Source organism: Alcaligenes faecalis, from assembly GCF_009497775.1.
Lineage (GTDB): Bacteria > Pseudomonadota > Gammaproteobacteria > Burkholderiales > Burkholderiaceae_B > Alcaligenes > Alcaligenes faecalis_D.
On record NZ_CP031012.1, the window covers coordinates 1,121,458 to 1,146,534 of the forward strand.

22 protein-coding genes are annotated in these 25,077 nt (G+C 56.9%); 9 read left to right on the top strand and 13 right to left on the bottom strand.

The window, feature by feature from the left end; genetic code table 11:
- Positions 1–10: 10 nt before the first annotated feature.
- The 11 genes from efp to prpB all read right to left on the bottom strand — a co-directional run bounded on the left by efp (position 11) and on the right by prpB (position 12,983).
- Complete coding sequence (efp, locus tag DUD43_RS05120; RefSeq protein WP_153229410.1) at positions 11–568, bottom strand: elongation factor P; 558 nt, start codon at positions 566–568, stop codon at positions 11–13.
- A 72-nt stretch (positions 569–640) separates the two neighbouring features.
- Positions 641–1,780, bottom strand: coding sequence for an elongation factor P maturation arginine rhamnosyltransferase EarP (gene earP, locus DUD43_RS05125; protein ID WP_228125899.1), 1,140 nt, complete (start codon positions 1,778–1,780; stop codon positions 641–643).
- Position 1,781: 1 nt separating this feature from the next.
- Complete coding sequence (locus tag DUD43_RS05130; RefSeq protein ID WP_228125900.1) at positions 1,782–2,993, bottom strand: DUF2863 family protein; 1,212 nt, start codon at positions 2,991–2,993, stop codon at positions 1,782–1,784.
- 160 nt (positions 2,994–3,153) lie between these two features.
- Positions 3,154–5,076 carry a TRAP transporter large permease gene (locus DUD43_RS05135; protein WP_153229412.1) on the bottom strand — a complete coding sequence of 641 codons (1,923 nt, stop codon included), beginning with the start codon at positions 5,074–5,076 and terminating at the stop codon, positions 3,154–3,156.
- Entirely contained in the window at positions 5,073–5,705 is a 633-nt protein-coding gene (locus DUD43_RS05140) for a TRAP transporter small permease subunit (RefSeq protein WP_026484281.1), read from the bottom strand. The genes DUD43_RS05135 and DUD43_RS05140 overlap by 4 nt, the downstream gene beginning before the upstream one ends.
- Before the next feature lie 140 nt (positions 5,706–5,845).
- Positions 5,846–7,012 (bottom strand): TRAP transporter substrate-binding protein, encoded by a 1,167-nt coding sequence (locus DUD43_RS05145; RefSeq protein WP_153229413.1) that lies wholly within the window; start codon positions 7,010–7,012, stop codon positions 5,846–5,848.
- 302 nt (positions 7,013–7,314) lie between these two features.
- The gene (gene acnB, locus DUD43_RS05150) at positions 7,315–9,900 is read right to left on the bottom strand and encodes a bifunctional aconitate hydratase 2/2-methylisocitrate dehydratase (protein WP_153229414.1); all 2,586 of its coding nucleotides are present in this window, start codon (positions 9,898–9,900) and stop codon (positions 7,315–7,317) included.
- Positions 9,901–10,039: 139 nt separating this feature from the next.
- Entirely contained in the window at positions 10,040–10,315 is a 276-nt protein-coding gene (locus DUD43_RS05155; RefSeq protein ID WP_153229415.1) for a GNAT family N-acetyltransferase, read from the bottom strand.
- A gap of 11 nt (positions 10,316–10,326) precedes the next feature.
- Positions 10,327–10,728 (bottom strand): hypothetical protein, encoded by a 402-nt coding sequence (locus DUD43_RS05160; RefSeq protein WP_153229416.1) that lies wholly within the window; start codon positions 10,726–10,728, stop codon positions 10,327–10,329.
- An 88-nt stretch (positions 10,729–10,816) separates the two neighbouring features.
- Entirely contained in the window at positions 10,817–11,980 is a 1,164-nt protein-coding gene (prpC, locus tag DUD43_RS05165) for a 2-methylcitrate synthase (RefSeq protein WP_153229417.1), read from the bottom strand.
- A 103-nt stretch (positions 11,981–12,083) separates the two neighbouring features.
- The gene (gene prpB, locus DUD43_RS05170; RefSeq protein WP_153229418.1) at positions 12,084–12,983 is read right to left on the bottom strand and encodes a methylisocitrate lyase; all 900 of its coding nucleotides are present in this window, start codon (positions 12,981–12,983) and stop codon (positions 12,084–12,086) included.
- A 254-nt stretch (positions 12,984–13,237) separates the two neighbouring features.
- Here prpB and prpR point away from each other — a divergent pair, with 254 nt between their 5' ends.
- Positions 13,238–15,151, top strand: coding sequence for a propionate catabolism operon regulatory protein PrpR (gene prpR / locus DUD43_RS05175; protein ID WP_153229419.1), 1,914 nt, complete (start codon positions 13,238–13,240; stop codon positions 15,149–15,151).
- 67 nt (positions 15,152–15,218) lie between these two features.
- On the opposite strand, the gene DUD43_RS05180 is transcribed toward prpR, so the two are convergent.
- A complete protein-coding gene (locus DUD43_RS05180) occupies positions 15,219–16,667 on the bottom strand; it encodes an MFS transporter (protein ID WP_153229420.1) in 1,449 nt (482 codons plus the stop codon).
- Positions 16,668–16,768: 101 nt separating this feature from the next.
- Between DUD43_RS05180 and DUD43_RS05185 the strand changes: the two genes are divergently transcribed.
- Positions 16,769–17,584 carry a helix-turn-helix transcriptional regulator gene (locus tag DUD43_RS05185; protein WP_153229421.1) on the top strand — a complete coding sequence of 272 codons (816 nt, stop codon included), beginning with the start codon at positions 16,769–16,771 and terminating at the stop codon, positions 17,582–17,584.
- Positions 17,585–17,773: 189 nt separating this feature from the next.
- Here DUD43_RS05185 and DUD43_RS05190 read toward each other — a convergent pair whose 3' ends face one another.
- Entirely contained in the window at positions 17,774–18,763 is a 990-nt protein-coding gene (locus DUD43_RS05190) for a malate dehydrogenase (protein ID WP_042484133.1), read from the bottom strand.
- A 289-nt stretch (positions 18,764–19,052) separates the two neighbouring features.
- On the opposite strand from DUD43_RS05190, the gene DUD43_RS05195 reads away from it, so the two are divergent.
- The 7 genes from DUD43_RS05195 to gltA all read left to right on the top strand — a co-directional run bounded on the left by DUD43_RS05195 (position 19,053) and on the right by gltA (position 24,836).
- The gene (locus DUD43_RS05195; RefSeq protein ID WP_153231540.1) at positions 19,053–19,823 is read left to right on the top strand and encodes a GntR family transcriptional regulator; all 771 of its coding nucleotides are present in this window, start codon (positions 19,053–19,055) and stop codon (positions 19,821–19,823) included.
- A gap of 102 nt (positions 19,824–19,925) precedes the next feature.
- Positions 19,926–20,339 carry a succinate dehydrogenase, cytochrome b556 subunit gene (gene sdhC, locus DUD43_RS05200; RefSeq protein WP_153229422.1) on the top strand — a complete coding sequence of 138 codons (414 nt, stop codon included), beginning with the start codon at positions 19,926–19,928 and terminating at the stop codon, positions 20,337–20,339.
- Positions 20,339–20,722 carry a succinate dehydrogenase, hydrophobic membrane anchor protein gene (gene sdhD / locus DUD43_RS05205; protein WP_003802535.1) on the top strand — a complete coding sequence of 128 codons (384 nt, stop codon included), beginning with the start codon at positions 20,339–20,341 and terminating at the stop codon, positions 20,720–20,722. Before sdhC ends, sdhD begins: the two co-directional genes overlap by 1 nt.
- Positions 20,723–20,725: 3 nt before the next feature.
- Complete coding sequence (sdhA, locus tag DUD43_RS05210; RefSeq protein ID WP_022983547.1) at positions 20,726–22,504, top strand: succinate dehydrogenase flavoprotein subunit; 1,779 nt, start codon at positions 20,726–20,728, stop codon at positions 22,502–22,504.
- Between the two features lie 13 nt (positions 22,505–22,517).
- Positions 22,518–23,234 carry a succinate dehydrogenase iron-sulfur subunit gene (locus DUD43_RS05215; protein ID WP_003802530.1) on the top strand — a complete coding sequence of 239 codons (717 nt, stop codon included), beginning with the start codon at positions 22,518–22,520 and terminating at the stop codon, positions 23,232–23,234.
- A gap of 18 nt (positions 23,235–23,252) precedes the next feature.
- Positions 23,253–23,513 carry a succinate dehydrogenase assembly factor 2 gene (locus DUD43_RS05220; RefSeq protein ID WP_003802528.1) on the top strand — a complete coding sequence of 87 codons (261 nt, stop codon included), beginning with the start codon at positions 23,253–23,255 and terminating at the stop codon, positions 23,511–23,513.
- Positions 23,514–23,531: 18 nt separating this feature from the next.
- Positions 23,532–24,836 (top strand): citrate synthase, encoded by a 1,305-nt coding sequence (gene gltA / locus DUD43_RS05225; RefSeq protein WP_153229423.1) that lies wholly within the window; start codon positions 23,532–23,534, stop codon positions 24,834–24,836.
- The last annotated feature ends 241 nt before the right edge of the window (positions 24,837–25,077 follow it).

Genomic DNA, 25,077 nt, shown 5'->3' on the forward strand with positions numbered 1-25,077 from the left:
GACGTCTTTCTTACATCACGCGGCTGCGGTATTCGCCAGTGCGGGTGTCGATTTCGATCTTGTCACCGATGTTGCAGAACAGAGGCACGCTGACTTCGGTGCCAGTGTTGATCTTGGCGGGTTTCAGCACTTTACCGGAGGTATCGCCTTTCACGGCTGGCTCGGTGTAGGTGATTTCGCGCACGATGATGGTGGGCAGTTCAACCGAGATGGCACGACCTTCGTAGAAAACGGCCTCAACAGACATGTTTTCTTCCAGGTAGTCCAGGGCGTCGCCCATGCTTTCGGCTTCGATTTCGTACTGGTTGTACTCTTCGTCCATGAAGACGTACATGGGGTCAGCGAAGTAGGAGTAAGTGCATTCGCGCTTTTCCAGCTGAACAACTTCAAATTTTTCGTCAGCTTTGTGCACGGCTTCGCTGTTCGAGCCGGTCAGCAGGTTCTTGAACTTCAGTTTGACAACGGCGGAGTTGCGACCGGATTTGTTGTATTCCGTTTTCTGAACGACCAGAGGGTCGCCATTGACCATCGCGACGTTACCAACGCGCAGTTCTTGTGCGGTTTTCATTAAAAAAACTCCGAATGGGACAGGCTCCGCCAAACGCAGTGTCAGGGAGCTTTTAAGAGGTAATCGGTTATTTTAGCGTTTTCGGGCGACTTGGGTGTAAAAACTCAGCAAACTGCTGGCCAAATCGGCTTGTTCAGCCAGTTTTGCACTATATGCACGGGCTTCTTGTTGCCATAGACGCAACACCTGGGGTTCCAGGCAGCGGCTCAAAGCGGCGGCAGCACCTGTCTGATCGGCACTGCTCCAGGCCAGATGCAGGGCTTGAACCGGCTCAGGCAAGTTGCCGGTATCCAGCCAGGCTTGCAGCTTGTCCAGATGGGCCTGCTCTTCCTGTACGTAGGGCTGCCACAGCATGGGCTGGCCGGCCCAGATGGCGCGCACCAGGGAGTCCTCGCCGCGCACAATATTCAGTGCGCTACGCCAGAGCAGGGCATCAAATTCGGCCTGGTTCACAGCGGGGATACGCTGGATCAGCAGTTGGTCTTTGGCTAATTCCGGGATGCGTTGAGCAACCGACTCGGGCACCAGCAGCAGGGTTTTCTGCTCCAGCGTGGACAGGACTTCTGGCAGAGCCAGGACGGGCGCATCGGGATAGCAGAACAGGAACATTTGCTGCATCTCGCCCTGGAGCAGGGCTTGAATGTGCTCCTGTGCCACGCCCAGACGGTTCAGCATGGTCTGGTAGGCGGCATCGTCCTGTTGGAAGGCATCGCGGCGGGCCAGCAGATCGCTTTCACGCAGCAGGCCCCCTGTTTGCGGGACAAAACCGGGGAAAAAGAAATACTTGTTGGCTCCGTTTGCTTGTGGGGATGGCAGGCCGTGGCAGCCTTGCACCCAGGGCTCGGCGCTCAGGTAATCCAGATTGATCCACACATGGCTATCTGCCCTTAACTGCCGTGTCATGGCTTCGGGCGGTTCGCAGGCAAAGGCCTCGATCACAAAGGGGTGTGGTGCGGGGTAGCCCTGGCGCACATCATGCCAGTGTTCAATATCCACACCTTGTAGTTGCTGGCTTTCCAGCCCACTTTGTACTTCAGCCTGGATGCGGCTGAAACTGTGCAGATCATCCACCCACAGGCGTAGCTGGGCGACCTCGGCTCTGGCCGCCAGCTGACGGGCCAGCCGCCAGCACACGCCTATATCCCCCAGATTGTCGATAACACGGCAAAACAGGTCTATGGATACAGGCTGGGAAATAGAAGCGGTATTCAATTTAGTGCAGCTGTACGGGGTCCAGATCGATTTCGTCCGGCAGTTCCGGGTGCTGCATCTCGCCGTTAATGTCCGGGAAGAAGGGCGCGTTGCAATCGTCGCAGGTCTCGGTGGAGTGCAGGCCGGGCAGGCGCTGAATCTGGACCAGGCCCAGGGTGCTGAGCAGGGCGGCAATCACGTCCGGGATATCGATATGATCATCGCTGTGGAAAGAGGACTCAGCCTCTTCCTGGCTCAACACAGGCCAGATACAGCCATAAATCACGGTGGGCGAGGAAATGGTGCTAAAGCCCACGCGATATTCTTCGATCTGCTCTTCGCCGCAAGCCACAATGACGGCCCGCAAATGGTCGGGCGACAGTTTCACCGCCGTTTGCAGCCAGGTGATGCCTGCGGTCAAGGCCAATGGGCGGATTTCACGATCCGACTCACGGTTGTTCACGTAATAGGCATTCGGAGCCAGAAACTGCAGTTGGCAACCCGTGAACAAAGGCGTGACGATGGCGGAGTAGCGCTCCACCCACTGCTCTACGCAACGCAGGTGGTCGGCTTGCAGATTGTCGCTGGATTGCTGCCAGCGAAACAGAGGCTGGCCGACCGGTGCCATGACCACGCCAATCAGAAAGCGGGCGTCGGCCAGCAGGCTGCTGGCTTCTTCAGGTTTGTTCAGCGGAACGGGATCCTGGCTGCGGCCCAGAGCTTGTGCGGTCAGGCTGCGCGTCCAGGCGTAAGCCTGCTGGTAGGTTTGCGGCATCTCGTCGTAATTGACCAGATTAGGCAGCAGGGCGCACATCGTGCCTTCGGCCAGAACCGTGGCGCGCAAGGCTTCTTCCAGTTCCTTGTGTTGCTGGGGCTTGAGCGTGCCCTGAGGCAGTTGATAGCGAGTCCAGGCGGTCAGTGGGGCCGAAAACAGCAGGGCGTCGTACAGCACGCCGTCATGCTCGATTTGCTGGCATTCGGCGTGGGACTCGGCCAGTTCCATCAGGATTTCGTAATGCTGGTTTTGTTGCTCGCTGCCCAGCAGTTCCAGTGTCTGTTCCACCGCCGTATTGCGGCGTCCGCTATAGAGCTTGTCTAGCAATTGAGCGGCCAGCCCCTGCCAATAGCGGTCTTCGATCTGCGAGCCGGAACGCACCAGTGCGTCGGTGTAATTGATCAGACGCTGGATTTCTTTGGGTTGTTGGGCGAGCAGTTTGGAATTGAGTTGCGACATGGACATACAAAACCGATAGAGGGACAGGCTAGTTTACCCTTTGCCACGACCGGGGTGTGTGAATGAGGGAAGCTCCTTAGGAAGGATCATGAAGCAAAAAAAACCGCCGCATCCGGAAATGCGGCGGCTTCTGCTGTGATTCAGTGCCGCCGGGCTGAGGTCAGTACAGTACCCTGGGCAGCCACAGGCCGATGTCGGGGAACAAATACAGGATGATAATTGCCAGGATCTGGATACCCATGAAAGGCATCATGCCCAGGAAAATCTGGTTCAGTGTGACATGAGGTGGCGAGACTCCCTTCAGGTAGAAGGCCGACATGGCAACCGGCGGCGACAGGAATGCTGTCTGCAGGTTCAGCGCCACCAGCAAACCGAAGAACAGCGGATCGATCTGGTAGTGCGCCAGCAGCGGCAGGAAAATGGGCATGAAGATGATGATGATCTCTGTCCATTCCAGTGGCCAGCCCAGCAGGAAAATAACAATCTGTGCCAGGATCATGAACTCGATGGGCGTCAGATCCATGGACAGCACCCAGCCGTTAATCAGTTCCTGACCACCCAGCAGGGCGAAGGCCGCCGAGAAAATACTGGAACCGACAAACAGCCAGCAGACCATGGCACTGGTCTTGGCACTGAGGTACACCGATTCGCGCACCATGGAGAAGTTCAAGCGGCGATAGGCGAAGGCCAGCAGGATGCCGCCCAACGCGCCCAGGGCTGCCGCTTCGGTGGGCGTGCACAGGCCGACGATGATACTGCCCAACACGGCAAGGATCAGCATGGTCAGCGGAAAGAAGGAGCTGAGCAGCATCTTGAAGATTTCCAGCCGTGCGAAGTTCAGCATTGCGTAGTAGCACAGCAATGCCAAACTGCCCACGATCAGAAAGATCCAGAATGTGATTGGGGCTGCCTGGCGCTCTGCTGTAGTGGCGTCTTCGGTGGTCGCTGTTTCAGGGGCGGGAGCCTCTGCGCCCAGCTCGCTCGCACCCAGCGCAAGGAGTGGTTCACTGCCTTCAGGTTCGGACAAACCACCAGCGCCCGGAGGTTCAGCCAGCCCACCGCCACTGTAGTTACTATCGAAATCGCTGAAACCCCCACCCATTTCCTGCAGCTCGTAGTGCTCGGCTACTTGGGGAGCGGTGACTGATTGATAGCTGAAACCCATAACGGCCAGGAAGATCACGGCAGGTAGCAGAGCAACTGCCAGATTCTTGAGTAGCAGCTTCATGGGGACATCAACATTGCGAGGTCCCTTCATGGCGCTGATCAGGCCGGGAACGGCGCGGTCTGTGATGGTCTCCTTGATGGTTTGAGCGAAGGCTGGCAGTGGGACGATCCGGTCTTCCGGGGAGAGAGGGGGAGCGACGCTGGGCTTGAGCTTGGCCAGGATAATCACGTACAGCACGTACATGACCGCCAGCATCAGGCCAGGGAAGAAGGCCCCGGCATACAGTTTCACCACCGAGACACCGGCAACAGCGCCGTACAGGATCAGCAGCACGGAGGGGGGCAGCAGAATGCCCAGGCAGCCCCCGGCGGTAATGGAGCCGGCTGTCAGCTGTACGCTGTAGCCCGCCCGCAGCATGGCTGGCATCGCCAGCAGGCCCATCAGTGTTACCACCGCCCCCACAATGCCCGTGGCTGTGGCAAAGATGGCGCAGGTGGCAATCGTGGCTACAGCCAGTGAACCTGGAACACGCGCCATGGCCAGGTGCATACCCTGAAACAGGTTCTGGATCAGATTTGCGCGTTCCACCAGGTAGCCCATGAAGATGAACAGGGGCACGGCAATCAGCACATCGTTGGTCATGACAGCGTAAGTGCGCAGAACCATCAGGTCCAGGGTCTGCTGGATCGCTTGCTGTGTGCCCATGTCGCGATAGGCAAGCCAGGTAAAGATCACCCCCATCCCCATCAGGGTGAAGGCAGTGGGAAAGCCCAGCATGATAGTGACGACAATCAGAGCCAGCATGAGCAGGCCCAAGTGACCATTAGTCATCTCAGCTGGGGACGGCATGAATACGGCAATGCTCAGGACAATGCCGATCAGTATGGTGAGCCCGAACCAGATTTCTTTTCTCATGTTGGACTCCCTTTCTTTCCGTCGCCCGTGACAAAGGCATCCAGCTTTTTAATATCGTCGCTGTTGACGTCCACCATATCCATCAGCTTGTCTACATCGACCTCTTCAACGTCCTTGTCGCGCGAAGGCCATTTCCCGTCCCGCAGACAGCGCACGCAGTACACCATTTCCACGAAGCTTTGCAGCAGAAGGCAGAAACCGGCTAGTGGGATGATGGCCTTGAATGGGTAGATAGGCGGCCCGTTGGCCGTGATGTTCGAGTGCTCCGTGATGGCCCAGGATTCGGCAGCGAAGTAGTAGCCGGCCCAGAACATGGCGACCACCCCGGGAATGAAAAACAGGATGTACAGGATCAGGTCCAGGCCCGCCTGCAGGCGGGGCGGGAAAAAACCGTACAGCACATCCCCGCGGACATGGCCGTTCTTGGAGAGCGTATAGGCACCGGCCATCATGAACAGGCCGCCGTACAGCATGTTCATCATGTCAAAGGCCCAGGCATGCGGGTTGGACAACACGTATCGAGAGAAGACCTCGAAGGAAACGAACAGGGTCAATGCCAGGACTAGCCAGCCGAACAACTGGCCTATCCACGTATTGAACCGGTCGATAAAGACCAGAATTTTCTGCATGGTAGGTTCACCTTGCTAGCGCGGAAAGGGTCTGTGATGCGTGTCGGCTGCGGCTTTGGGCGCGGCCGGCCTGGGGTGGGGCAGGAGACGTCATCCACATCCGGCAGGACGGGATGACGCGGTGCTATTGCCGATAGGGGTCAGCTCTTGGCGGGCGCAGCCTTGCGACCGAAGTAGTGGTTGTAGGCCATACGGCGGTTATTGTTGGTGTCCATGTCCCACGCCATGGCGCGTGCCGCGAACGCTCGTTGCGATGCGTCGATTTCCTTGAAAAGGGGATTGGTCTCGGCCTTCTTGGCGACGATCTGGTCCCACACGACCAGTTGTTGCTGCAGGATGGTGTCGGGCGTTTTGTAGAACTTGACGCCATCTTCCTTTTGCAAGCGCTGGTAGTCCTGCGAGTAACGGTCAACTGCTTTCCAGGACATGTCGGCCGATGCAGCCTCGACAGCGTTGTCGACAATGGCCTTTAACTGTGTCGGCAATGCGTTGTACTTGTCCTTGTTGAACATGATCTCGAAAGTTTCCGAGGCCTGGTGGAAGCTTTGCAGCATGCAGACCTTGGACACGTCCGGGAAACCCAGAGCGCGATCCGATGCGGCGTTGTTGAACTCCGCACCATCGAGCAGGCCACGGTCCAATGCCGGAACAATTTCACCGCCCGGCAGGGCATTGACGGCAGCGCCCATTTCGGTGAACAGGTCGATCGCCAGGCCGTTGGTACGGAATTTCAGGCCCTTGAGGTCTTCGGTCTTGGTGATGGGTTTTTTGAACCAGCCGAATGGTTGTGTGGGCATGGGGCCGGTCAGGAAGGAGACGACATTGCCACCGATGGCATCGTACAGCTTGGCTAGCAGTTCCTTGCCGCCGCCGTATTTATGCCATGCCAGCACCATATTGGCGTCCATGCCAAAGGCCGGTCCCGACGAAAACAAAGCCAGGGCGTTCTGTTTGCCGTAGTTGTAACCCAGCACACCGTGGCCGCCGTCCAGTGTTCCCTTGGAGACGGCATCGAGCAGGCCAAAGGCCGGTACAACAGCCCCTGCGGGCAAGACTTCGATTTTCAGGTCTCCACCTGTCATGTCGTTGATCTTCTTGGCGAAATCAAGAGCGAATTCGTGGAAGATGTCGACGGTGGGCCAAGTGCTTTGAAAGCGGAAGTTGATGGGACCCTGCGCGCGAGCGATGGCAGGAAAGCCCATCGTTGCTGCAGCCGCGGTGCCGGCTGCAGCACCGCTCAGGAACTTGCGCCGGGATGCGCCGGTGTGTTCTTGGGGCGCGGTGCTTTTTTTGATCCTGTTTCTCATGAGGTGTGTCTCCGAAGTGGCTGTAAGCGTTCGAGAGCAAACTGCAGCAATCTGATTCCGTTTTCAGCTGTATTTCAGTATTCTTTCAGTTTGCTTTCAGCTTTATAGGCGATTCGAACGCTGGCCGTACATACGGAGTAACCACAAGAGTAATAGGGGTATACCCGCGAGCGGAGAGCCGCAGGTCGCCTTTGATACGAGGATTTTTGCATGCCCCTTGGAGGGGAGGGCATTTCAAACAGGCAAAGAAAAACGCCTTCGCCGCATGAAGCGGCGAAGGCGTTATTTGCAAGCGCTAGGGCTTACAGACCTACGGAGTCAGCAATTTCCTTGAACTCTTCGATCTGGTCGAAGTTCATGTAGCGATAGATGTTTTCGCTATTGGCTTGCAGTACGCCCATGTCGGCCAGGTACTCTTCGCGGGTTGGGATGCGACCCAGACGCGAGCAGATGGCAGCCAGTTCAGCCGAACCCAGGAACACGTTGGTGTTCTTGCCCAGACGGTTGGGGAAGTTACGGGTACTGGTGGACATGACGGTGGCGCCTTCGCGAACCTGTGCCTGGTTACCCATGCACAGCGAGCAACCGGGCATTTCCATACGAGCACCAGCCACGCCCAGAACGCCGTAATGGCCTTCTTCGCTCAGCTGTTGCTGGTCCATCTTGGTCGGAGGAGCGACCCACAGGCGGGTTGGAATGTCGCGCTTGCCTTCCAGCAGCTTGGAAGCGGCACGGAAGTGACCGATGTTGGTCATGCAGCTACCGATAAATACTTCGTCGATCACGGTGCCGGACACGTCGGACAGGGTCTTCACGTCGTCAGGGTCGTTCGGGCAAGCCACGATAGGCTCGTGGATTTCAGCCAGATCGATATCGATAACAGCGGCGTATTCGGCGTCTGCATCGGGTTCCAGCAGTTCAGGGTTGGCCAGCCAGGCCTCCATGCCCTTGATACGACGGGTGATGGTGCGCTCGTCTTCGTAGCCATTGGCGATCATCCACTTGAGCAGCGTGATGTTGCTGTTCAGGTATTCGATGATGGGCTCTTTGCTCAGACGCACGGTACATGCGGCAGCGGAACGCTCGGCGGAAGCGTCGGACAGCTCGAAAGCCTGTTCGATCTTCAGGTTGGGCAGACCTTCGATTTCCAGAATGCGGCCGGAGAAGATGTTCTTCTTGCCTGCTTTCTCGACAGTCAGCAAACCTTGCTTGATGGCGTACAGAGGAATGGCATTAACCAGGTCACGCAGGGTGACGCCGGGCTGCATTTCGCCCTTGAAGCGCACCAGCACGGACTCTGGCATGTCCAGAGGCATCACACCGGTAGCAGCAGCAAAGGCCACCAGACCGGAACCAGCGGGGAAGCTGATGCCGATAGGGAAACGGGTGTGGGAGTCACCGCCAGTACCAACGGTATCGGGCAACAACATGCGGTTCAGCCAGGAGTGGATGATACCGTCGCCTGGACGCAGGGAAACGCCACCGCGTGTGCTGATGAAAGCAGGCAGTTCGTGGTGAGTTTTAACGTCAACAGGTTTGGGGTAAGCAGCGGTGTGGCAGAAGGACTGCATCACCAGGTCGGACGAGAAGCCCAGGCAAGCCAGGTCTTTCAGTTCGTCGCGAGTCATTGGGCCAGTGGTGTCCTGGCTGCCAACGGTGGTCATGCGTGGTTCGCAGTAGGTGCCGGGACGCACGCCTGCGCCTTCAGGCAGACCGCAAGCACGGCCAACCATCTTCTGGGCCAGGGAGAAACCTTTACCGGAATCAACAGGGCTTTGTGGCAGACGGAACAGGGTGGTTGGAGGCAGACCCAGTGCTTCGCGAGCACGGGTGGTCAGGCCACGGCCAATGATCAGAGGAATACGGCCACCGGCACGCACTTCGTCAAACAGTACGTCGGACTTGACCTGGAATTCGGAGATCAGCTCGCCATTCTTGAAGGCTTTGCCTTCGTAGGGACGCAGTTCAACCACGTCGCCCATTTCCATTTTGGAAACGTCCAGCTCGATAGGCAGAGCGCCAGCATCTTCCATGGTGTTGTAGAAGATAGGAGCGATCTTGCTGCCCAGACACACGCCACCAAAGCGCTTGTTGGGAACGAAAGGAATGTCTTCGCCGGTGAACCACAATACGGAGTTGGTGGCCGACTTACGCGAAGAACCGGTACCGACCACGTCGCCCACGTAGGCAACCAGGTGGCCCTTTTCTTTCAGGGATTCGATGAAGCTGACAGGACCTTTCTTGCCGGGCTCTTCAGGTTCGATACCTGGGCGCGGGTTCTTCAGCATGGCCAAAGCGTGCAGCGGAATGTCCGGGCGGCTCCAGGCGTCAGGGGCGGGGGACAGATCGTCCGTGTTGGTCTCGCCGGTGACTTTGAAAACGGTCACGGTCAGGCTTTCTGGAACTTCAGGACGGCTGGTGAACCATTCGCCGTCGGCCCAGCTTTGCAGCACTTCTTTTGCAAAGGCATTGCCTTTTTCGGCTTTTTCCTGAACGTCGTGGAAAGAGTCAAACATCAACAGGGTGTTTTTCAGGCCGTTGGCAGCGATCTGGCCCAGTTCGGGATTGTCCAGCAGATCGATCAGCGGGCTGATGTTGTAGCCACCCAGCATGGTTCCCAGCAGCTCAGTGGCACGCTCGCGGCTGATCAAAGCACAGGTTTCTGTGCCCAGCGCGATGGCGGCCAGGTAGGAGGCTTTCACTTTGGCAGCATCGTCCACACCGGCGGGGACGCGGTGCGTCAGCAGGTCGACCAGAAATGCTTCCTCACCGGCAGGTGGGTTCTTGATGAGCTCGATCAGCTCGGCGGTCTGCTGAGCCGACAAAGGCAGCGGGGGAATGCCCAGAGCAGCGCGCTCGGCAACATGTTCGCGGTAAGAGTCCAGCATAGTGCGGGTGCCTATCGGTAAATGGTTGATATGAAAATGCAATAAATCGCTTGTTGCCCCAATTGTAATTTGAAGCGGGCAGCGAAGCAATGGTCTTATATCTTATATAAGACTTACGAGAAGCTGAATGCTGCCGGGTTCAGGCCAGCAAGTCGGCGTATTCAGGGTGACGGCGGAAATAGACCACCGCATAGCTGCAAACAGGGCGTACTTTCCACTGTTGGTTTTTTGCCGTTTCCAGCGCAAAGCGGGTCAGTTGCCCAGCAATGCCGCGGCCTTCCAGCTCGGGCGGCACGCGGGTGTGGGTGATGCTCATGACAGCATCGTCCAGTTCGTATTCGATCACGCTGCGGCGGTTTTCAACGTCGCAGTAAAACAGACGCGCTTGCGGGTCGTGGTGGATCTCGGTAGTCATGGCAGGCTCCTTCAAGTGGGGTTGGAGTGCAGGGCGATCAGAATCCAAACAGCCAGAATGAAGATCATGCCCAGAAAGCAGCCGCCCCACAGTCCCATCAGGGGCCATTTGATGCCCATGGGGACATCCTCGGGTTGTACGTGCTTGAGCAGACGGTTGGCATTGCCAAACAGCGAGCTTTGGCGTTTGGGGAAATTCAGGCGCAAAAAATAATCCAGCAGCACACCGGCCTTCAGGGACAGCGTCAGCTTTTCCCAGGGGTACTGATCCAGATAGGGGTGACGCAACACCTGGTTGCTGCGGCGCAGATTGAACAGCAATAAATAAGCACCGGAGACCAGACTGGTCAGGGCACAGGCAATCATCAGGGTGCCGGCCAGCGGCAGGGCGTAGCGTACAAATTCAGAGAGCATGGAAGTCACCAGCAAGACGGCCCCGCGTGCGCAATGCAGCGGGGCCGTGAGTCAAATCACAGGCGAATAATAGCCCAGGATCTGTGACTTATGGGCGCTGATCCAGAGGCACAAAGCTCTGGTTTTCAGGGCCAATGTAGTTGGCGGTAGGACGAATAATCTTGTTGTCCACGCGCTGCTCAATCACGTGAGCCGCCCAGCCAGCTGTACGCGCGATCACGAACAAAGGCGTGAACATGGCGGTAGGCACACCCATGGTGTGGTAGGACACGGCCGAGAACCAGTCCAGGTTGGGGAACATTTTTTTCACTTCCCACATCACGCTTTCCAGACGCTCGGCAATGTCGAACATGCGGGTGTTGCCATCGGCCACGGCCAGCTCTTTGGCTACCGATTTGATGACTTCGTTGCGTGGATCGGAGATGGTGTAGACGGGGTGACCAAAGCCAATAATGACTTCCTTGTTTTCCACGCGCTTGCGGATGTCTTCTTCAGCCTGGTCGGGGTTCTCGTAGCGCTTCTGGATTTCAAAAGCCACTTCGTTGGCACCGCCGTGCTTGGGACCGCGCAGGGCACCGATAGCACCGGCAATCGCGGAGTAGAAGTCCGAACCTGTACCGGCGATAACGCGGCTGGTAAAGGTGGAGGCGTTGAACTCGTGCTCGGCGTACAGGTTCAGCGACACGTGCATGGCTTTTTCCCACTCGGCCGATGGCTTCTCGCCATGCAGCAGGTGCAGGAAGTGTGCGCCGATGCTGTCATCGTCAGTCTGCACATCAATCATTTCGCCGTTGTGGCTGTAGTGGTACCAGTACAGCAGGGCCGAACCCAGGCAAGCCATCAGACGGTCAGCGATGTCGCGCGCGTCGGGCAGGTTGTGGTCGTCTTTTTCAGGCAGCACGCAACCCAGAACCGATACGGCAGTGCGCATCACGTCCATGGGGTGGCTGTGGGCAGGCAGGGTTTCCAGAGCGGTTTGCAGGGCCAGAGGCAGGCCGCGCAGACGCTTGAGCTTTTGTTTGTACGCGCGCAGTTCGTCGCGGTTAGGCAATTTGCCGTGAATCAGCAAATGGGCCACTTCCTCAAATTCGCAAGCCCGGGCCAGGTCCAAGATATCGTAGCCGCGGTAGTGCAGATCATTGCCACTGCGACCAACCGTGCACAAGGCGGTATTGCCTGCAACAACGCCAGACAGGGCAACAGATTTCTTGGGCTTGAAGCCAGTGCTAGGGGTGTTCTCAGTACTGCTCATAAAGGTCTCCTGGTTGCTGGGCAGCCAGCACGAGGCTGGCTGCTGAATGGGTTTTACCCGCGCGAAAGCCCTGTCAAAGGGCCGGGCGGGAGCCTGTGGTGGCTCAGGACTTCTTGTTTTTCTGGAACAGCTTGTCGAGGCTTTGCTCGTAAGCATGGTAGCCGATACGATCGTACAGTTCTTCACGAGTCTGCATCAAATCGATGACATTTTTTTGATGTCCGTCACGACGGATCGCCTGGTAGACAGTTTCGGCGGCCTTGTTCATGGCGCGGAAGGCGGACAGGGGGTAGAGCACCATGGCCACATTGGCCGAAGCCAGTTCTTCCACGGTGAACAAGGGGGTTTGACCGAACTCGGTAATGTTGGCCAGCACGGGCACATTCAGGGTTTCGGTAAAGCGACGGTAGGTGTCCAGGTCGTAGCAGGCTTCAGCGAAAATGCCGTCTGCACCGGCTTCCACGCAAGCCTGGGCACGTTCCAGAGCGGCGTCCACGCCTTCAACCGCAATCGCGTCAGTACGAGCCATGATGAAAAAATCCGGGTCAGTACGAGCGTCGACAGCGGCTTTCACGCGGTCAGCCATTTCGCCGGTGCTGACGATCTCTTTACCGGGGCGATGGCCGCAACGCTTGGCACCGACTTGGTCTTCAATGTGGCAAGCGGCTGCGCCGAACTTGATCAGGCTTTTGATGGTACGGGCGATGTTGAAGGCCGAGGCACCAAAGCCGGTATCAATGTCCACCATCAAAGGCAGGTCGCACACATCGGTAATGCGACGAATGTCGGTCAGCACGTCATCCAGCGTGTTGATGCCCAGATCAGGCAAACCCAGAGAACCAGCTGCTACACCGCCACCCGACAAGTAAATGGCGCGGTAGCCGGCGCGTTGGGCCAGCAAAGCGTGGTTGGCGTTGATGGCGCCAATGATTTGCAAAGGCTGTTCTTCACGCAGGGCCTGGCGGAAACGGGCGCCTGCCGATGTCAGTTGGTTTTGGCTCATTTGGGGCTCCAGATCTCAAAATAAAAAAATGTCGTCAGCGTGATGCTGCGATGGGTTGGTTCTACTAAAGCAAATGCTGTGCCAAGTTCAGGTATGGGGGCGATGAAACGCCTGAAGCCAGACCAGGCGGGGATCTCTCGCGTGGTTTGCAGTCGTCATTCCTTTCTGTGAATACTGCCTTTTCCTGTTTTGTGTTTCAATGTTGAAACGTAATTTGAAACAGTGTCGCATTGTTGATGCCTGGGTGAAACTGCATGCCTTATCCTTCTTCTCCTCCTGCTCGTCTGCGTCTGGTGGCTTTTGGCCTGCATGGATTGCGTTCCCTATTGGAAGAACTGGTGCCGCAGTTCCGCGCCCAGGCCGAAATTCTGATCGTGGACAAAGCCTATGGCGAGGCCGTGGAGGCTGTGCAGGTTTTACGACAAACAGGTGAAATCGACGTGCTGGTGTCTGCCGGTTCCAACGGCAGTTATTTGCGCGAACATCTGGACTTGCCGGTGGTGCTGGTGCATCCCGGTGGCTTCGACATTATGGGCAGTCTGGCCTCGGCCCAGGCCGAGCGCAAAGCCGTGGTGACCTATGGCGAAATGCCGCTGGAGCTGATGGAGTTCGTGCAGCGTTTTGATCTGCCCGTGGAGCTACGCAGCTATCGCAGCGAGGCTGATGCACGTAGCTGTGTTCAGGATTTGAAAGAGCTTGGTGTGGAGTGGGTGCTGGCACCCGGTCTGGTGGTGGACTTAGCGCGCGAGAACCAGATGGAAGGCGTGCTGCTCTATTCACAAGGAGCAGTGCGGCAGGCACTGGAATCCGCTATCGAACTGGCCCGCGTTGCTCGCGCCGAAGCGGCTCGTCGGGATCGCTTGAATACGATTCTGGCGCAGTTGCGTGACGGCGTGGTGTCAGTGGACAGGGACGAGCGGATTGAAACCGTGAACCCGGCGATGGAAGCCTGGTTGGGCCAACCGGCTCAAGCCATGATTGGCCGTCGTTTGGGTTCCTTGTATCCCGAGCTGGATCTGGCCGGCACGCTGCGCAGTCTGGAAGTGCAGTTGGATACGGTGCAGCAAGTGGGTGGCCGTACCGCGATTGTGACCCGTATGCCGATTTTGGAGCAGGGGCGCTTGAGCGGGGCAGTGCTGCTTTGCCAGGACCCGGCAGCGATTCAACGACTGGACCGCAGCTTGCGTTCACGCAGTCAGCAAACCGCATCGCGTCATGCCCGTTACGAGCTGTCTGATCTGGTGGGGCAAAGCTCGCCCATGCGCAAGCTGCGTGCTCAGGCCCAGGCTTGCGCACAAAGCACAGCCACAACCTTGATTATTGGTGAAAGCGGTACGGGTAAGGAGTTGCTGGCCCAAGGCATTCACAGCGCCAGCACCAGACGCGCGCAACCTTTTGTGGCCGTGAACTGCGCGGCTTTCCCTGACAGCCTGTTGGAAAGCGAACTGTTCGGTTATGTGGAAGGCGCCTTCACAGGCTCCAGCCGGGGCGGCAAAGTCGGGCTGGTGGAAGCGGCTCACACCGGCACCTTGTTTCTGGATGAAATCGGGGAAATGCCCTTGCCGCTGCAAACCCGTCTGCTGCGGGTGCTGCAGGAAAAAGAAGTCCTGCGTATCGGAGCGATTGAGCCAACGCCCGTCGATGTGCGCGTGATTGCGGCTACTCACCGCGATCTGGCTGCGCAAGTTAAAGAGGGCGTTTTCCGTCAGGACTTGTTTTATCGCCTGAACATTCTGGTGCTGCGCTTACCGCCTTTGCGTCTGCGCACCCAGGACTTGCCGGAACTGGTGGAGCATCTCTTGGCAAAAGTGGCTCAGCGTCTGGGTGGAGCCGTTACGCTGAATTCCGATTGGTTGACCGAGCTGCTGGAACTGGGGCGTCACTACACCTGGCCCGGCAATATCCGCGAGCTGGAAAACCTGATCGAACGCTTGATGGTTTTGGGCACAGTGCAAGGTGATCAGGTCGTGGTGCTGGAAGACATTGCGCCGGAGCTGCGGGCAGTGGTGGCAGAGCCTGCTATGCCTGCGCTGCGTGATCAGCAAGAGCGCAGCGAGCGGGAGCATCTGGCCAAGGTGCTGGAAGAGTGTGGGGGTAATCGCGCCCTGGCCGCCCAGCAACTGGGGATTAGTCGCAGCACTTTGTGGCGGAAGTTGCGTAAAGGCTGATGGGCTCGTCAATACTTCTTGGGGGTCAAGGAAAGCCCATCCGCCGCCGTTTCCTTTAAGGCTGGTTTTAGTTTCGATTGATTCTGCTTAAAGCTATTAAGAGCACGCTGACCAGCAAGGAGGCCACAAGGTTATACGTCAGCCCCATGCCAAAGGCAGAGACATAGTGCTCAGCCTGACTCAGGGCGGCGTTGCCTGTGTTTCGTCCGGCATTAAACAGGAAGCCGACCACGGCAACTCCCAGAGCGGCACCAATTTGCTGAATGCTGGAGATCACACCCGAGGCCATGCCAGCTTGAGTCTCGTCGATAAAGCCTAGTATCAGATTCAGTAAGGGCGTCATGATCAGGCCTTGGCTGGCCCCCAGGAAAATCAAGGCAGGAATCAGGTGGGCAGGCTCCAGTTGTGTACCTGCCCATGCCACTTGGCTGATTAGCCAGGCAAAGGAGAGGGCGTAGCCTATCGCTCCCGCCGTAATAGCCTGGGTGCCGTAGCGGGTGACAAGACGTGGCGCGTAGAGAGAGGCGGCAATAAAGCCCACGCTGGCGGGTGCAAATATACTGCCTGCGTGGAAAGGGCTTAAGCCAAAGCCGCTTTGCAGTAATAAGGCAAAGCAGAGAAAAAAAGAGCTGGCGGTGGAGTAGACCAGCAAGACCAGCAGGGCGCCCAGAGCAAAGCGGGGCTGTGTCAGCAGTTGCATATCGACCAAGGGCAAATGCCCGGCGCGTCGGCGTCTTTCCTGGTGCCCGTAAAAAATAAACAGCAAGGCAATTGAGGCCACCAGACTCGTCAGGCTGGAAAGGGACCAGCCATGCTCCGAGCTTTGAATGATAGGGATCAGTAGCAGGCTTAGGCTCAGGCTGATCAGTATGACGCCCGTGCCGTCCAAGCCCTGGCTCTGAGGGCCTCGGGTTTCAGGGATATAGCGAGCCGCCGCAATCGCCAGTAGACCGATAGGGATGTTGATCAGAAAGATGTTGCGCCAGCCCAGCTCAAACAGATCTGCGTGAATCAGCCAGCCTCCCAGTATCTGTCCCGCAATAGCGGCCAGCCCCAGCGTCATGCCCAGCAGGCCGAAGGCGCGACGGCTGTCATCGCCGTCAAAGTTGACCCGAATGGAAGCATAGACTTGGGGAAAGAGCAGGGCGGCAGCCAGGCCCTGCAATACCCTGGCGATGATCAGCAAAAAAGCGTTGGGTGCCAGACCGCATAGGGCAGAGGCCAGCGTAAAACCTGCCATGCCGATGATAAAGAGCTTGCGTCGGCCAAATAAATCGCCCAGCCGTCCCCCTGTAATCAGCAGCACGCCAAAAGCCAGTTCGTAGCCCGCCACGATAAAGCCAATCTGGCTAAAGCTGGCGCCCAGTTGGCTCTGAATATTGGGGATGGCGACATTGACGACGAACAGGTCAAAAATGGTGACGAAGCCCGCCAGAAGTAGCACGGACAGGCCCAGCCAGGGCGGGGTGTTTTGGGTGGATGGATGAGGGTTTGGGGAATACGGCTTGGCGTTCATGATGCTTGTTTGAGGTGGAAACCCGTGTATTCTTGAACTCTTTTTAAGCAATTACAATTTAACTGTTTATGCTATTACTTAAAGCAATGGGGTCTTGAATCATGAGAACGCTGGAACGAACGCGCCCGGATCTGGCAGCCTTCTTGCGTGCATGCCGTGAACGCCTCTTGCCGGAGGAAGTGGGGTTGCCCAGTGGTGGGCGTCGTCGTACGCCGGGGTTGCGCCGTGAGGAAGTGGCCGCTTTGGCGGGTGTGGGGCTGACCTGGTACACCTGGTTGGAGCAAGGGCGTGATATTGGAGTGTCGGCCAGCTTTTTGGACAATTTGGCGCGTGTTCTGAAACTGGATGCGGCCGAGCGACGGCATTTGTTTTTGCTGGCGCATGAGCGCCTGCCTGCCGAGCCTGGAATTACCTGGTGCGTCTTGCCGCCATTGGTGCGACGCTTGATGCACGACTTGCCTCATCCCGCTTTTGTCTTGAATTTACGCTGGGATGTTCTGGGCTTTAATGCCTTGGCGGATGATTTGTTGGACTTGGGGGTGTATCCCGATGGGCAGCGCAATTTTCTATGGCAGATGTTTACGAATCCCGCTTTGCACACACGCTTTACGCCTTGGGAGTCGCAGGCGCTGGAGATGTTGTCCAGTTTTCGTCGAGACTTTGCTCGGGCCACAGATGGTACGGACATTCATGAACTGGCTAATGAGCTCAAGCGTGTGTCACCGGAATTCAAAATATGGTGGGAGCAGCATGATGTGCATCCGCCTTGCGGTGCGCTGCGCACATTGTTTGTAGATGGAGAGTTGCGCGAGTTTGAGCAGACCTCGCTCATCATTGATGAGAGTCGGCATTTGCGGATGGTGGTGTACGTGCCGCCTTTGCAGCAAGGTCAAGGCGATGGGGGCGGTCCACGCTAGTAGTGTGTAGAGCTTGTAGAACGCAAGTGAGTGCTCAGTACTGCCGTGATGTTAATGGCAGGATCCTGGTTTTACGTGTTGAGTTCCAGTATTCAGTATCAAGCACTAAGCATCGAGCCGCAGACGGTAGGCATCAGGCAAAAAAAATCCCCGCCGATCAGGCGGGGATTGCAGACACTGGCGGCTTAATTAGCCCAGCAGGTCTTTCACACCGTCGCGCTCTTCCAGCAGCTCGTTCAGGGTGTGGTCCATGCGCTCACGCGAGAAGGCGTCGATTTCCAGACCTTCAACACGCTTGTACTCACCGTTTTCGGTGGTCACAGGCACGCCGTAGATGATGCCTTCAGGAATGCCGTAGGAGCCGTCCGAAGGAACACCCATGGTGACCCATTTGCCGTTGGAGCCCAGAACCCAGTCGCGCACGTGGTCGATGGCAGCGTTGGCAGCCGAAGCAGCCGAGGACAGGCCACGGGCTTCGATGATGGCGGCGCCACGTTTGCCCACGGTGGGGATGAAGGTTTCGCGGTTCCAGGCCTGATCGTTGATGATCGCGTCGATCTTCTCGCCGTTCACGGTAGCGAAACGGGTGTCAGGGTACATGGTGGGCGAGTGGTTGCCCCAAACAATCAGGTTCTCGATGTCAGCAACAGCCTTGCCGGACTTGGTGGCCAACTGCGACAGGGCGCGGTTGTGGTCCAGACGCAGCATGGCGGTGAAGTTCTTTGCTGGCAGATCAGGAGCCGACTTCATGGCGATGTAGGCGTTGGTGTTGGCAGGGTTGCCGACCACCAGCACTTTCACGTCACGGCTGGCCACTTTGTTCAGGGCACGGCCTTGTGCAGTGAAGATCTGGGCGTTGAAGGCCAGCAGATCTTTACGCTCCATGCCTGGGCCGCGAGGACGGGCACCGACCAGCAGGGCGATATCAACATCCTTGAATGCGGTTTCAGGGTCGCTGTGGGCGGACATGCCTTGCAGCAGCGGGAAGGCGCAGTCGTCCAGTTCCATCATGACGCCCTTCAGGGCCTTTTGGGCTTTCTCGTCGGCGAGTTCCAGCAACTGCAGGATTACAGGCTGGTCTTTGCCCAGCATTTCGCCAGAAGCGATGCGAAACAGCAGGGCGTAGCCAATCTGGCCAGCAGCGCCGGTAACGGCGACGCGCATTGCGGGTTTGGACATGAGAGTAAGACTCCGTTTTTGGGTTTGAAGACGGTGACGAAAAACACAGTTTAAATCTTTTGCAGACCGGGCGGCTGGCGTGGAAAACGGTTTTTCGCAAGAGGAAAAGCCTCTTTTTTCACTGCGCAGACTAGACCAAAACGATAGCGCCGTCAAACGTCTTATATCTTATATAAGACATAAGAGCGTTAGACATTCGGGGCCGGTCATGCGAAAATTAGTGCACTGTCTATTTTATGAACAAATGCGCGCCGCAGGCTGTATTGATCGCGCATTTTTTATGAGCCCCATGTCTGATAACGTGCCGCCGCTACGCACCCAGGAAATCGAAAAATCCGCTCCTAGCGCGGCCTATAGCCCTCTGTATCAACAGATCAAGGCTTTGTTGCTGCAGGGGCTGGACCGTGGCGAGTGGAAACCCGGCGAAGCCATCCCCAGCGAACTGGAACTGGCCGCCCGTTTTCAGGTCAGCCAGGGCACGGTGCGCAAAGCCATTGACGAGCTGGCCGCCGACAACCTCCTGATTCGTCGCCAGGGCAAGGGCACCTTTGTGGCCACCCATCACGAGGCTCGTGTGCGCTTTCGCTTTTTGCGCCTGGCCCCGGACGATGGCAAGCCCGTCGCCTCCCAAAGCCGCATTCTGGATGTGCGCCGCATGAAAGCGCCCACTGATGTGGCCGTGCTGCTGGATTTGCGCACCTCGGACATGGTGGTGAACCTGCGTCGGGTTCTGTCCTTTGATCAGGTCCCCACCATTTATGACGATATCTGGTTGCCCGGCTCCGTCTTCAAGGGTCTGACCCTGGAAGCCGTCGAGCAGAACAAGGGCCCGATGTACGCCTGGTTCGAGAGCAAGTTTGGCGTCAGCATGGTGCGCGCCGATGAAAAGATTGGCGCAATCAGCGCTACCGAGGAGGCCGCGTCGGTCTTGCAGGTGGCGGCTGGATCGCCACTCCTGCACGTGGAACGCGTGTCCTATACCTATGGTGACCGACCGATGGAGTTGCGCCGGGGCTTGTACCTGACTGAGCGCTTCCATTACCGAAACACGCTCAGCTAGTGCGGCGGCATACGGTATTTGATACTGCACCGTAGTGTCAAATAGGTGAAAATACCAAGGTTAAAAATTTTATGACTTTTTTTTATCTACTTCGAGGCCATCATGTCTGATACCGCACCCAAGCAGCGCCCGCAGTATCGCAATATCAGCGTGCCGCAGATATTGAATTACCGCTTGCCCCTGGCTGCAAAATCGTCGATTTTGCATCGCGTCAGTGGCGCATTGCTGTTTCTTTGCCTGCCGCTCGTTCTATTGCCACTGTTCTCTTTGAGCGTTGGCTCTCCAGAGTCCTTCGAGACCTTGCGCAGCTACGTCAACAACCCTGTCTGTAAGCTGATCCTTCTGGTCCTGATCTGGGGCTACCTGCACCACTTCTGTGCCGGTATCCGCTATCTGGCACTGGACCTGCACCTGGGTAACGACAAAGAGTCTGCCAAGAAATCGGCCGGTATGGTGTTCGGGGTCAGCCTGGCGCTGACCGTTGTGTTTGGTTTGAAACTGTTTGGGGTGTGGTAATGGCAAATCGTGAGCGCATTGGCGCAAACCGCCTGGTAGTGGGTGCCCACTACGGTACCTTGGACTTTCTGGCACAGCGTGTCACCGCAGTCATCATGGCCATCTACACCTTGGTCATCATCGGCGGCATCCTGTTTAGCAGTGAACTGAATTTCGAGACCTGGCGCGGCCTGTTCTCGTTCACGGTCGGCTCCCTGCCTTTGGGCCAGTTGCTGGCAACCTTGTTCTTCCTGTCTTTGTCCTGGCACGCCTGGATTGGTGTGCGTGACATCTGGATGGACTACGTCAAGCCCGCTGGTCTGCGCTTGTTCCTGCAAGTGTTGACCTTGCTGTGGCTGGTCGCCAGTGTCGTCTTTTTTGCAAAAATTATCTGGAGTCTCTAAACCGTGGCTTCCATCACAAAATCTTTGCCCCGCCGTCAGTTTGACGTAGTGGTGGTCGGTGCCGGTGGCGCCGGTATGCGTTGTTCCCTGCAATTGGCTCAGGCCGGCTTGTCCGTTGCCGTGCTCAGCAAGGTGTTCCCAACCCGCTCCCACACCGTGGCGGCTCAAGGTGGCGTCAGTGCTTCCCTGGGTAACATGAGCGAGGATCACTGGTACTGGCACATGTACGACACCGTTAAAGGTTCGGACTGGCTGGGCGACCAGGACGCCATCGAATTCATGTGCCGTGAAGCTCCACACGCTGTGTACGAGCTCGAGCACTTCGGTATGCCGTTTGACCGTAACCAGGACGGTACGATTTACCAGCGTCCATTTGGTGGTCACACTGCCAACTTTGGTGAAAAGCCAGTTCAACGTGCCTGTGCCGCTGCTGACCGTACTGGTCACGCCATGCTGCACACTCTGTACCAGCGTAACGTAGCTGCCCGTACCCAGTTCTTCGTGGAATGGATGGCTTTGGATCTGCTGCGTAACGAAGCTGGCGACGTTCTGGGCGTAACCGCTCTGGAAATGGAAACCGGCGAAATCTACGTTCTGGAAGGCAAGCGCGTGGTGCTGGCTACCGGTGGTGCTGGCCGTATCTGGGCTGCTTCCACCAACGCCTTCATCAACACGGGTGACGGCCTGGGTATGGCTGCGCGTGCCGGTCTGCCTTTGCAAGACATGGAATTCTGGCAATTCCACCCCACTGGTGTTGCCGGTGCTGGCGTGCTGATTACCGAAGGCGTGCGCGGTGAAGGCGGTATCTTGCTCAATAAAGACGGCGAGCGCTTCATGGAGCGTTACGCTCCTACCCTGAAAGACTTGGCCCCACGTGACTTCGTGTCCCGTTCCATGGACCAGGAAATCAAGGAAGGTCGCGGTTGTGGCGATGGCAGCTACGTGGTTCTGAAACTGGATCACCTGGGCGCTGACGTCATCAAGAAGCGTCTGCCCTCGATTCGCGAAATCGCGATCAAGTTCGGTAACGTGGACCCGATCAAAGACCCAATCCCTGTGGTTCCAACCATCCACTACCAGATGGGCGGTATCCCTACGAACTACTACGGTCAGGTTGTGACCCAAACGCCAACGGGCGAGAACAAGATCGTCAACGGTCTGTACGCCATCGGCGAGTGTGCCGCTACCTCTGTGCACGGTGCCAACCGTCTGGGTACGAACTCCCTGCTGGATCTGATCGTGTTCGGTCGCGCTGCGGGCAACCACATTGTGGATTCGCACCCCGAGAAAACGCACGCTCACCAAGAAATCAACGAGTCCTCCATCGAGTACTCGCTGGACCGCGTCAACCGTCTGGAATCCCGTACCTCGGGCGAAAAGGCACAGGACGTGGGCAACAAGATTCGTGTGGCCATGCAGGCTCACTGCGGTGTGTTCCGTACCCTGGATCTGCTGCACAAGGGTGTCGACCAGATCGAATCCCTGGTTCCCGAAGTCAAGGACATTTACTTCAAAGACAAGTCCAAAGTGTTTAATACCGCCCGTATTGAAGCTCTGGAAGTGGCCAACATGATCGAAGTGGCTCGCGCCACCACGAAGTCGGCCGCCAATCGTACTGAAAGTCGCGGTGCTCATGCCCTGAACGACCACCCAGAACGTGACGACGAAAACTGGCTGCGTCACACCCTGTGGTTCTCGGAAGGCAGCCGTCTGGAGTACAAGCCTGTCCAGATGAAGCCTCTGACAGCCGAAACGATTCCGCCCAAGGCCCGGACTTTCTAAGCAGGATACTGATATGAGCCAAAAACGTAAGGTCAAATTTGAAATCTATCGCTACGATCCTGATAAGGACGAGCGTCCCTACATGCAGAAAATCGAAGTCGAGTTGGAACCAACCGACAAGATGCTGCTCGATGCGATCCTGCGCATTAAAAACGACATGGACGACAGCCTGGCGCTGCGTCGTTCCTGCCGCGAAGGTGTGTGCGGTTCCGATGCCATGAACATCAATGGCAAGAACGGTCTGGCCTGCACCACCAATATGCGTGACTTGAAAGAACCTGTGGTCTTGCGCCCACTGCCAGGTCTGCCGGTTATCCGTGACCTGATCGTGGACATGACCCACTTCTTTGATCAGTACCATTCGGTCAAGCCATTCCTGATCAACGATGCACCTCCTCCAGAGAAAGAGCGTTTGCAAACGCCTGAAGCCCGTGAGGAGCTCGATGGTCTGTACGAGTGCATTCTGTGCGCCTGCTGCTCGACCTCTTGCCCATCGTTCTGGTGGAACCCCGACAAGTTCGTCGGTCCTGCTGGTTTGTTGCAAGCCTATCGTTTCATTGCTGACTCGCGTGACGAAGCAACGGGCGAGCGTCTGGATAATCTGGAAGATCCATACCGCTTGTTCCGCTGCCACACGATCATGAATTGCACGGACGTCTGTCCAAAAGGACTGAACCCGTCGCATGCCATCGGCAAGATCAAAGAAATGCTGGTGCGTCGCAGTATCTAAAAAGGTGGGTATGTACCGATGAGAACATTGACGGAATTGGAGCGTGCGCGCCTGCGCTGGCGTGCGCGCCGGGGCTTGCTTGAAAACGACTTGATGATCACCCGTTTTCTGGATCAATACGAAAACGAGCTGACTGATCAGGACGTCTCGGCCCTGACCCGCTTGTTCGAAATGGACGATACAGTTTTGCTGGATGTCCTTCTGGCTCGCTCCGAGCCAGAAGGGCAGTACGCCACACCGGACATTCAGCGACTAGTAGACATTATGCGAAAGCTATAACCATTGAGGAAAAAAGTGATGGAATTGTCAGATAAAAAAGCCACGCTATCCTTCTCCGACGGTAGCCCTTCGGTTGAGTTCCCTGTACACAAGGGCACCGTAGGTCCGGACGTGATCGATATCCGTAAGCTCTACGGTCAGACAGGTATGTTTACCTATGACCCCGGCTTTATGGCTACGGCGGCTTGCGAATCCGGTATCACCTACATTGACGGCGACAAAGGTCAGTTGATGTACCGTGGCTACCCGATCGACCAGTTGGCACAAAAGTGCGATTTCATGGATGTGTGCTACCTGATCCTGAACGGCGACTTGCCGAACGCAGATCAGAAGCAGGAATTTGATTCCCTGGTCACGAACCACACCATGGTTCAGGAACAGATGCAGCACTTCCTGCGTGGCTTCCGTCCGGACGCTCACCCCATGGCAATACTGACTGGCCTGGTCGGTGCCCTGTCGGCGTTCTACCATGATTCCACGGACATCACGAATCCTCATCACCGTCATGTGTCGGCTATTCGCTTGATCGCCAAGCTGCCTACTCTGGTTGCGATGGCGTACAAGTATTCTTTGGGACAGCCTTTCATCTATCCCAAGAATGATTTGTCCTACACCGGCAACTTCTTGCGCATGATGTTCGCTACCCCTTGCGAAGACTACAAGGTCAACGAAGTGGTTGAGCGCGCTCTGGACCGTATCTTCATCCTGCATGCAGATCACGAGCAAAACGCCTCGACTTCCACCGTGCGTCTGTGCGGTTCGTCCGGCACCAATCCTTTCGCTGCTATTGCTGCGGGTGTTGCTTGCTTGTGGGGTCCTGCCCACGGTGGTGCAAACGAAGCTTGCCTGAACATGCTGGAAGAGTTGCAAGCCAACGGCGGCATCGACAAGGTTGGCGAGTTCATGGAGAAGGTCAAGGACAAGAACTCGGGCGTTCGCCTGATGGGCTTTGGTCACCGTGTCTACAAGAACTACGACCCACGCGCCAAGCTGATGCAAGAGACTTGCAAGGAAGTTCTGGAAGCCCTGGGCCTGGAGAACGATCCTCTGTTCAAGCTGGCCATGGAACTGGAGCGCATTGCTCTGGAAGATCCATACTTCGTCGAACGCAAACTGTACCCCAACGTGGACTTCTACTCGGGTATCGTTCAGCGCGCTATTGGTATCCCGACATCCTTGTTCACCGCTATCTTCGCCCTGGCTCGTACCGTGGGCTGGATCGCTCAGTGGAACGAAATGTTGTCCGATCCAGATTACAAGATCGGCCGTCCACGTCAGCTGTACGTGGGCCCAACTCAGCGCGACGTACCTGCTCAGCGTTAATCGCTGCTGCTTTTCCCCTGCGGCATCTGCAGTAGGGGAAGGCAAAAGTACGCACTCCTTGATGGGGTGCGTTTTTTTTTGGCTGCGGTCGTGAGATATAGGGGGGGCAAGCATCCTGTTGTTTGAGACTCCATAGTTATGCACAAGTTATTTGAGCTTGCCATTTCAGTGGCTTGAAGGGACGCCGAGCTCGCCACAGTGCAGGCTCTCGAGCAGCAAAAAAATGGAATTAGGCTTCAAC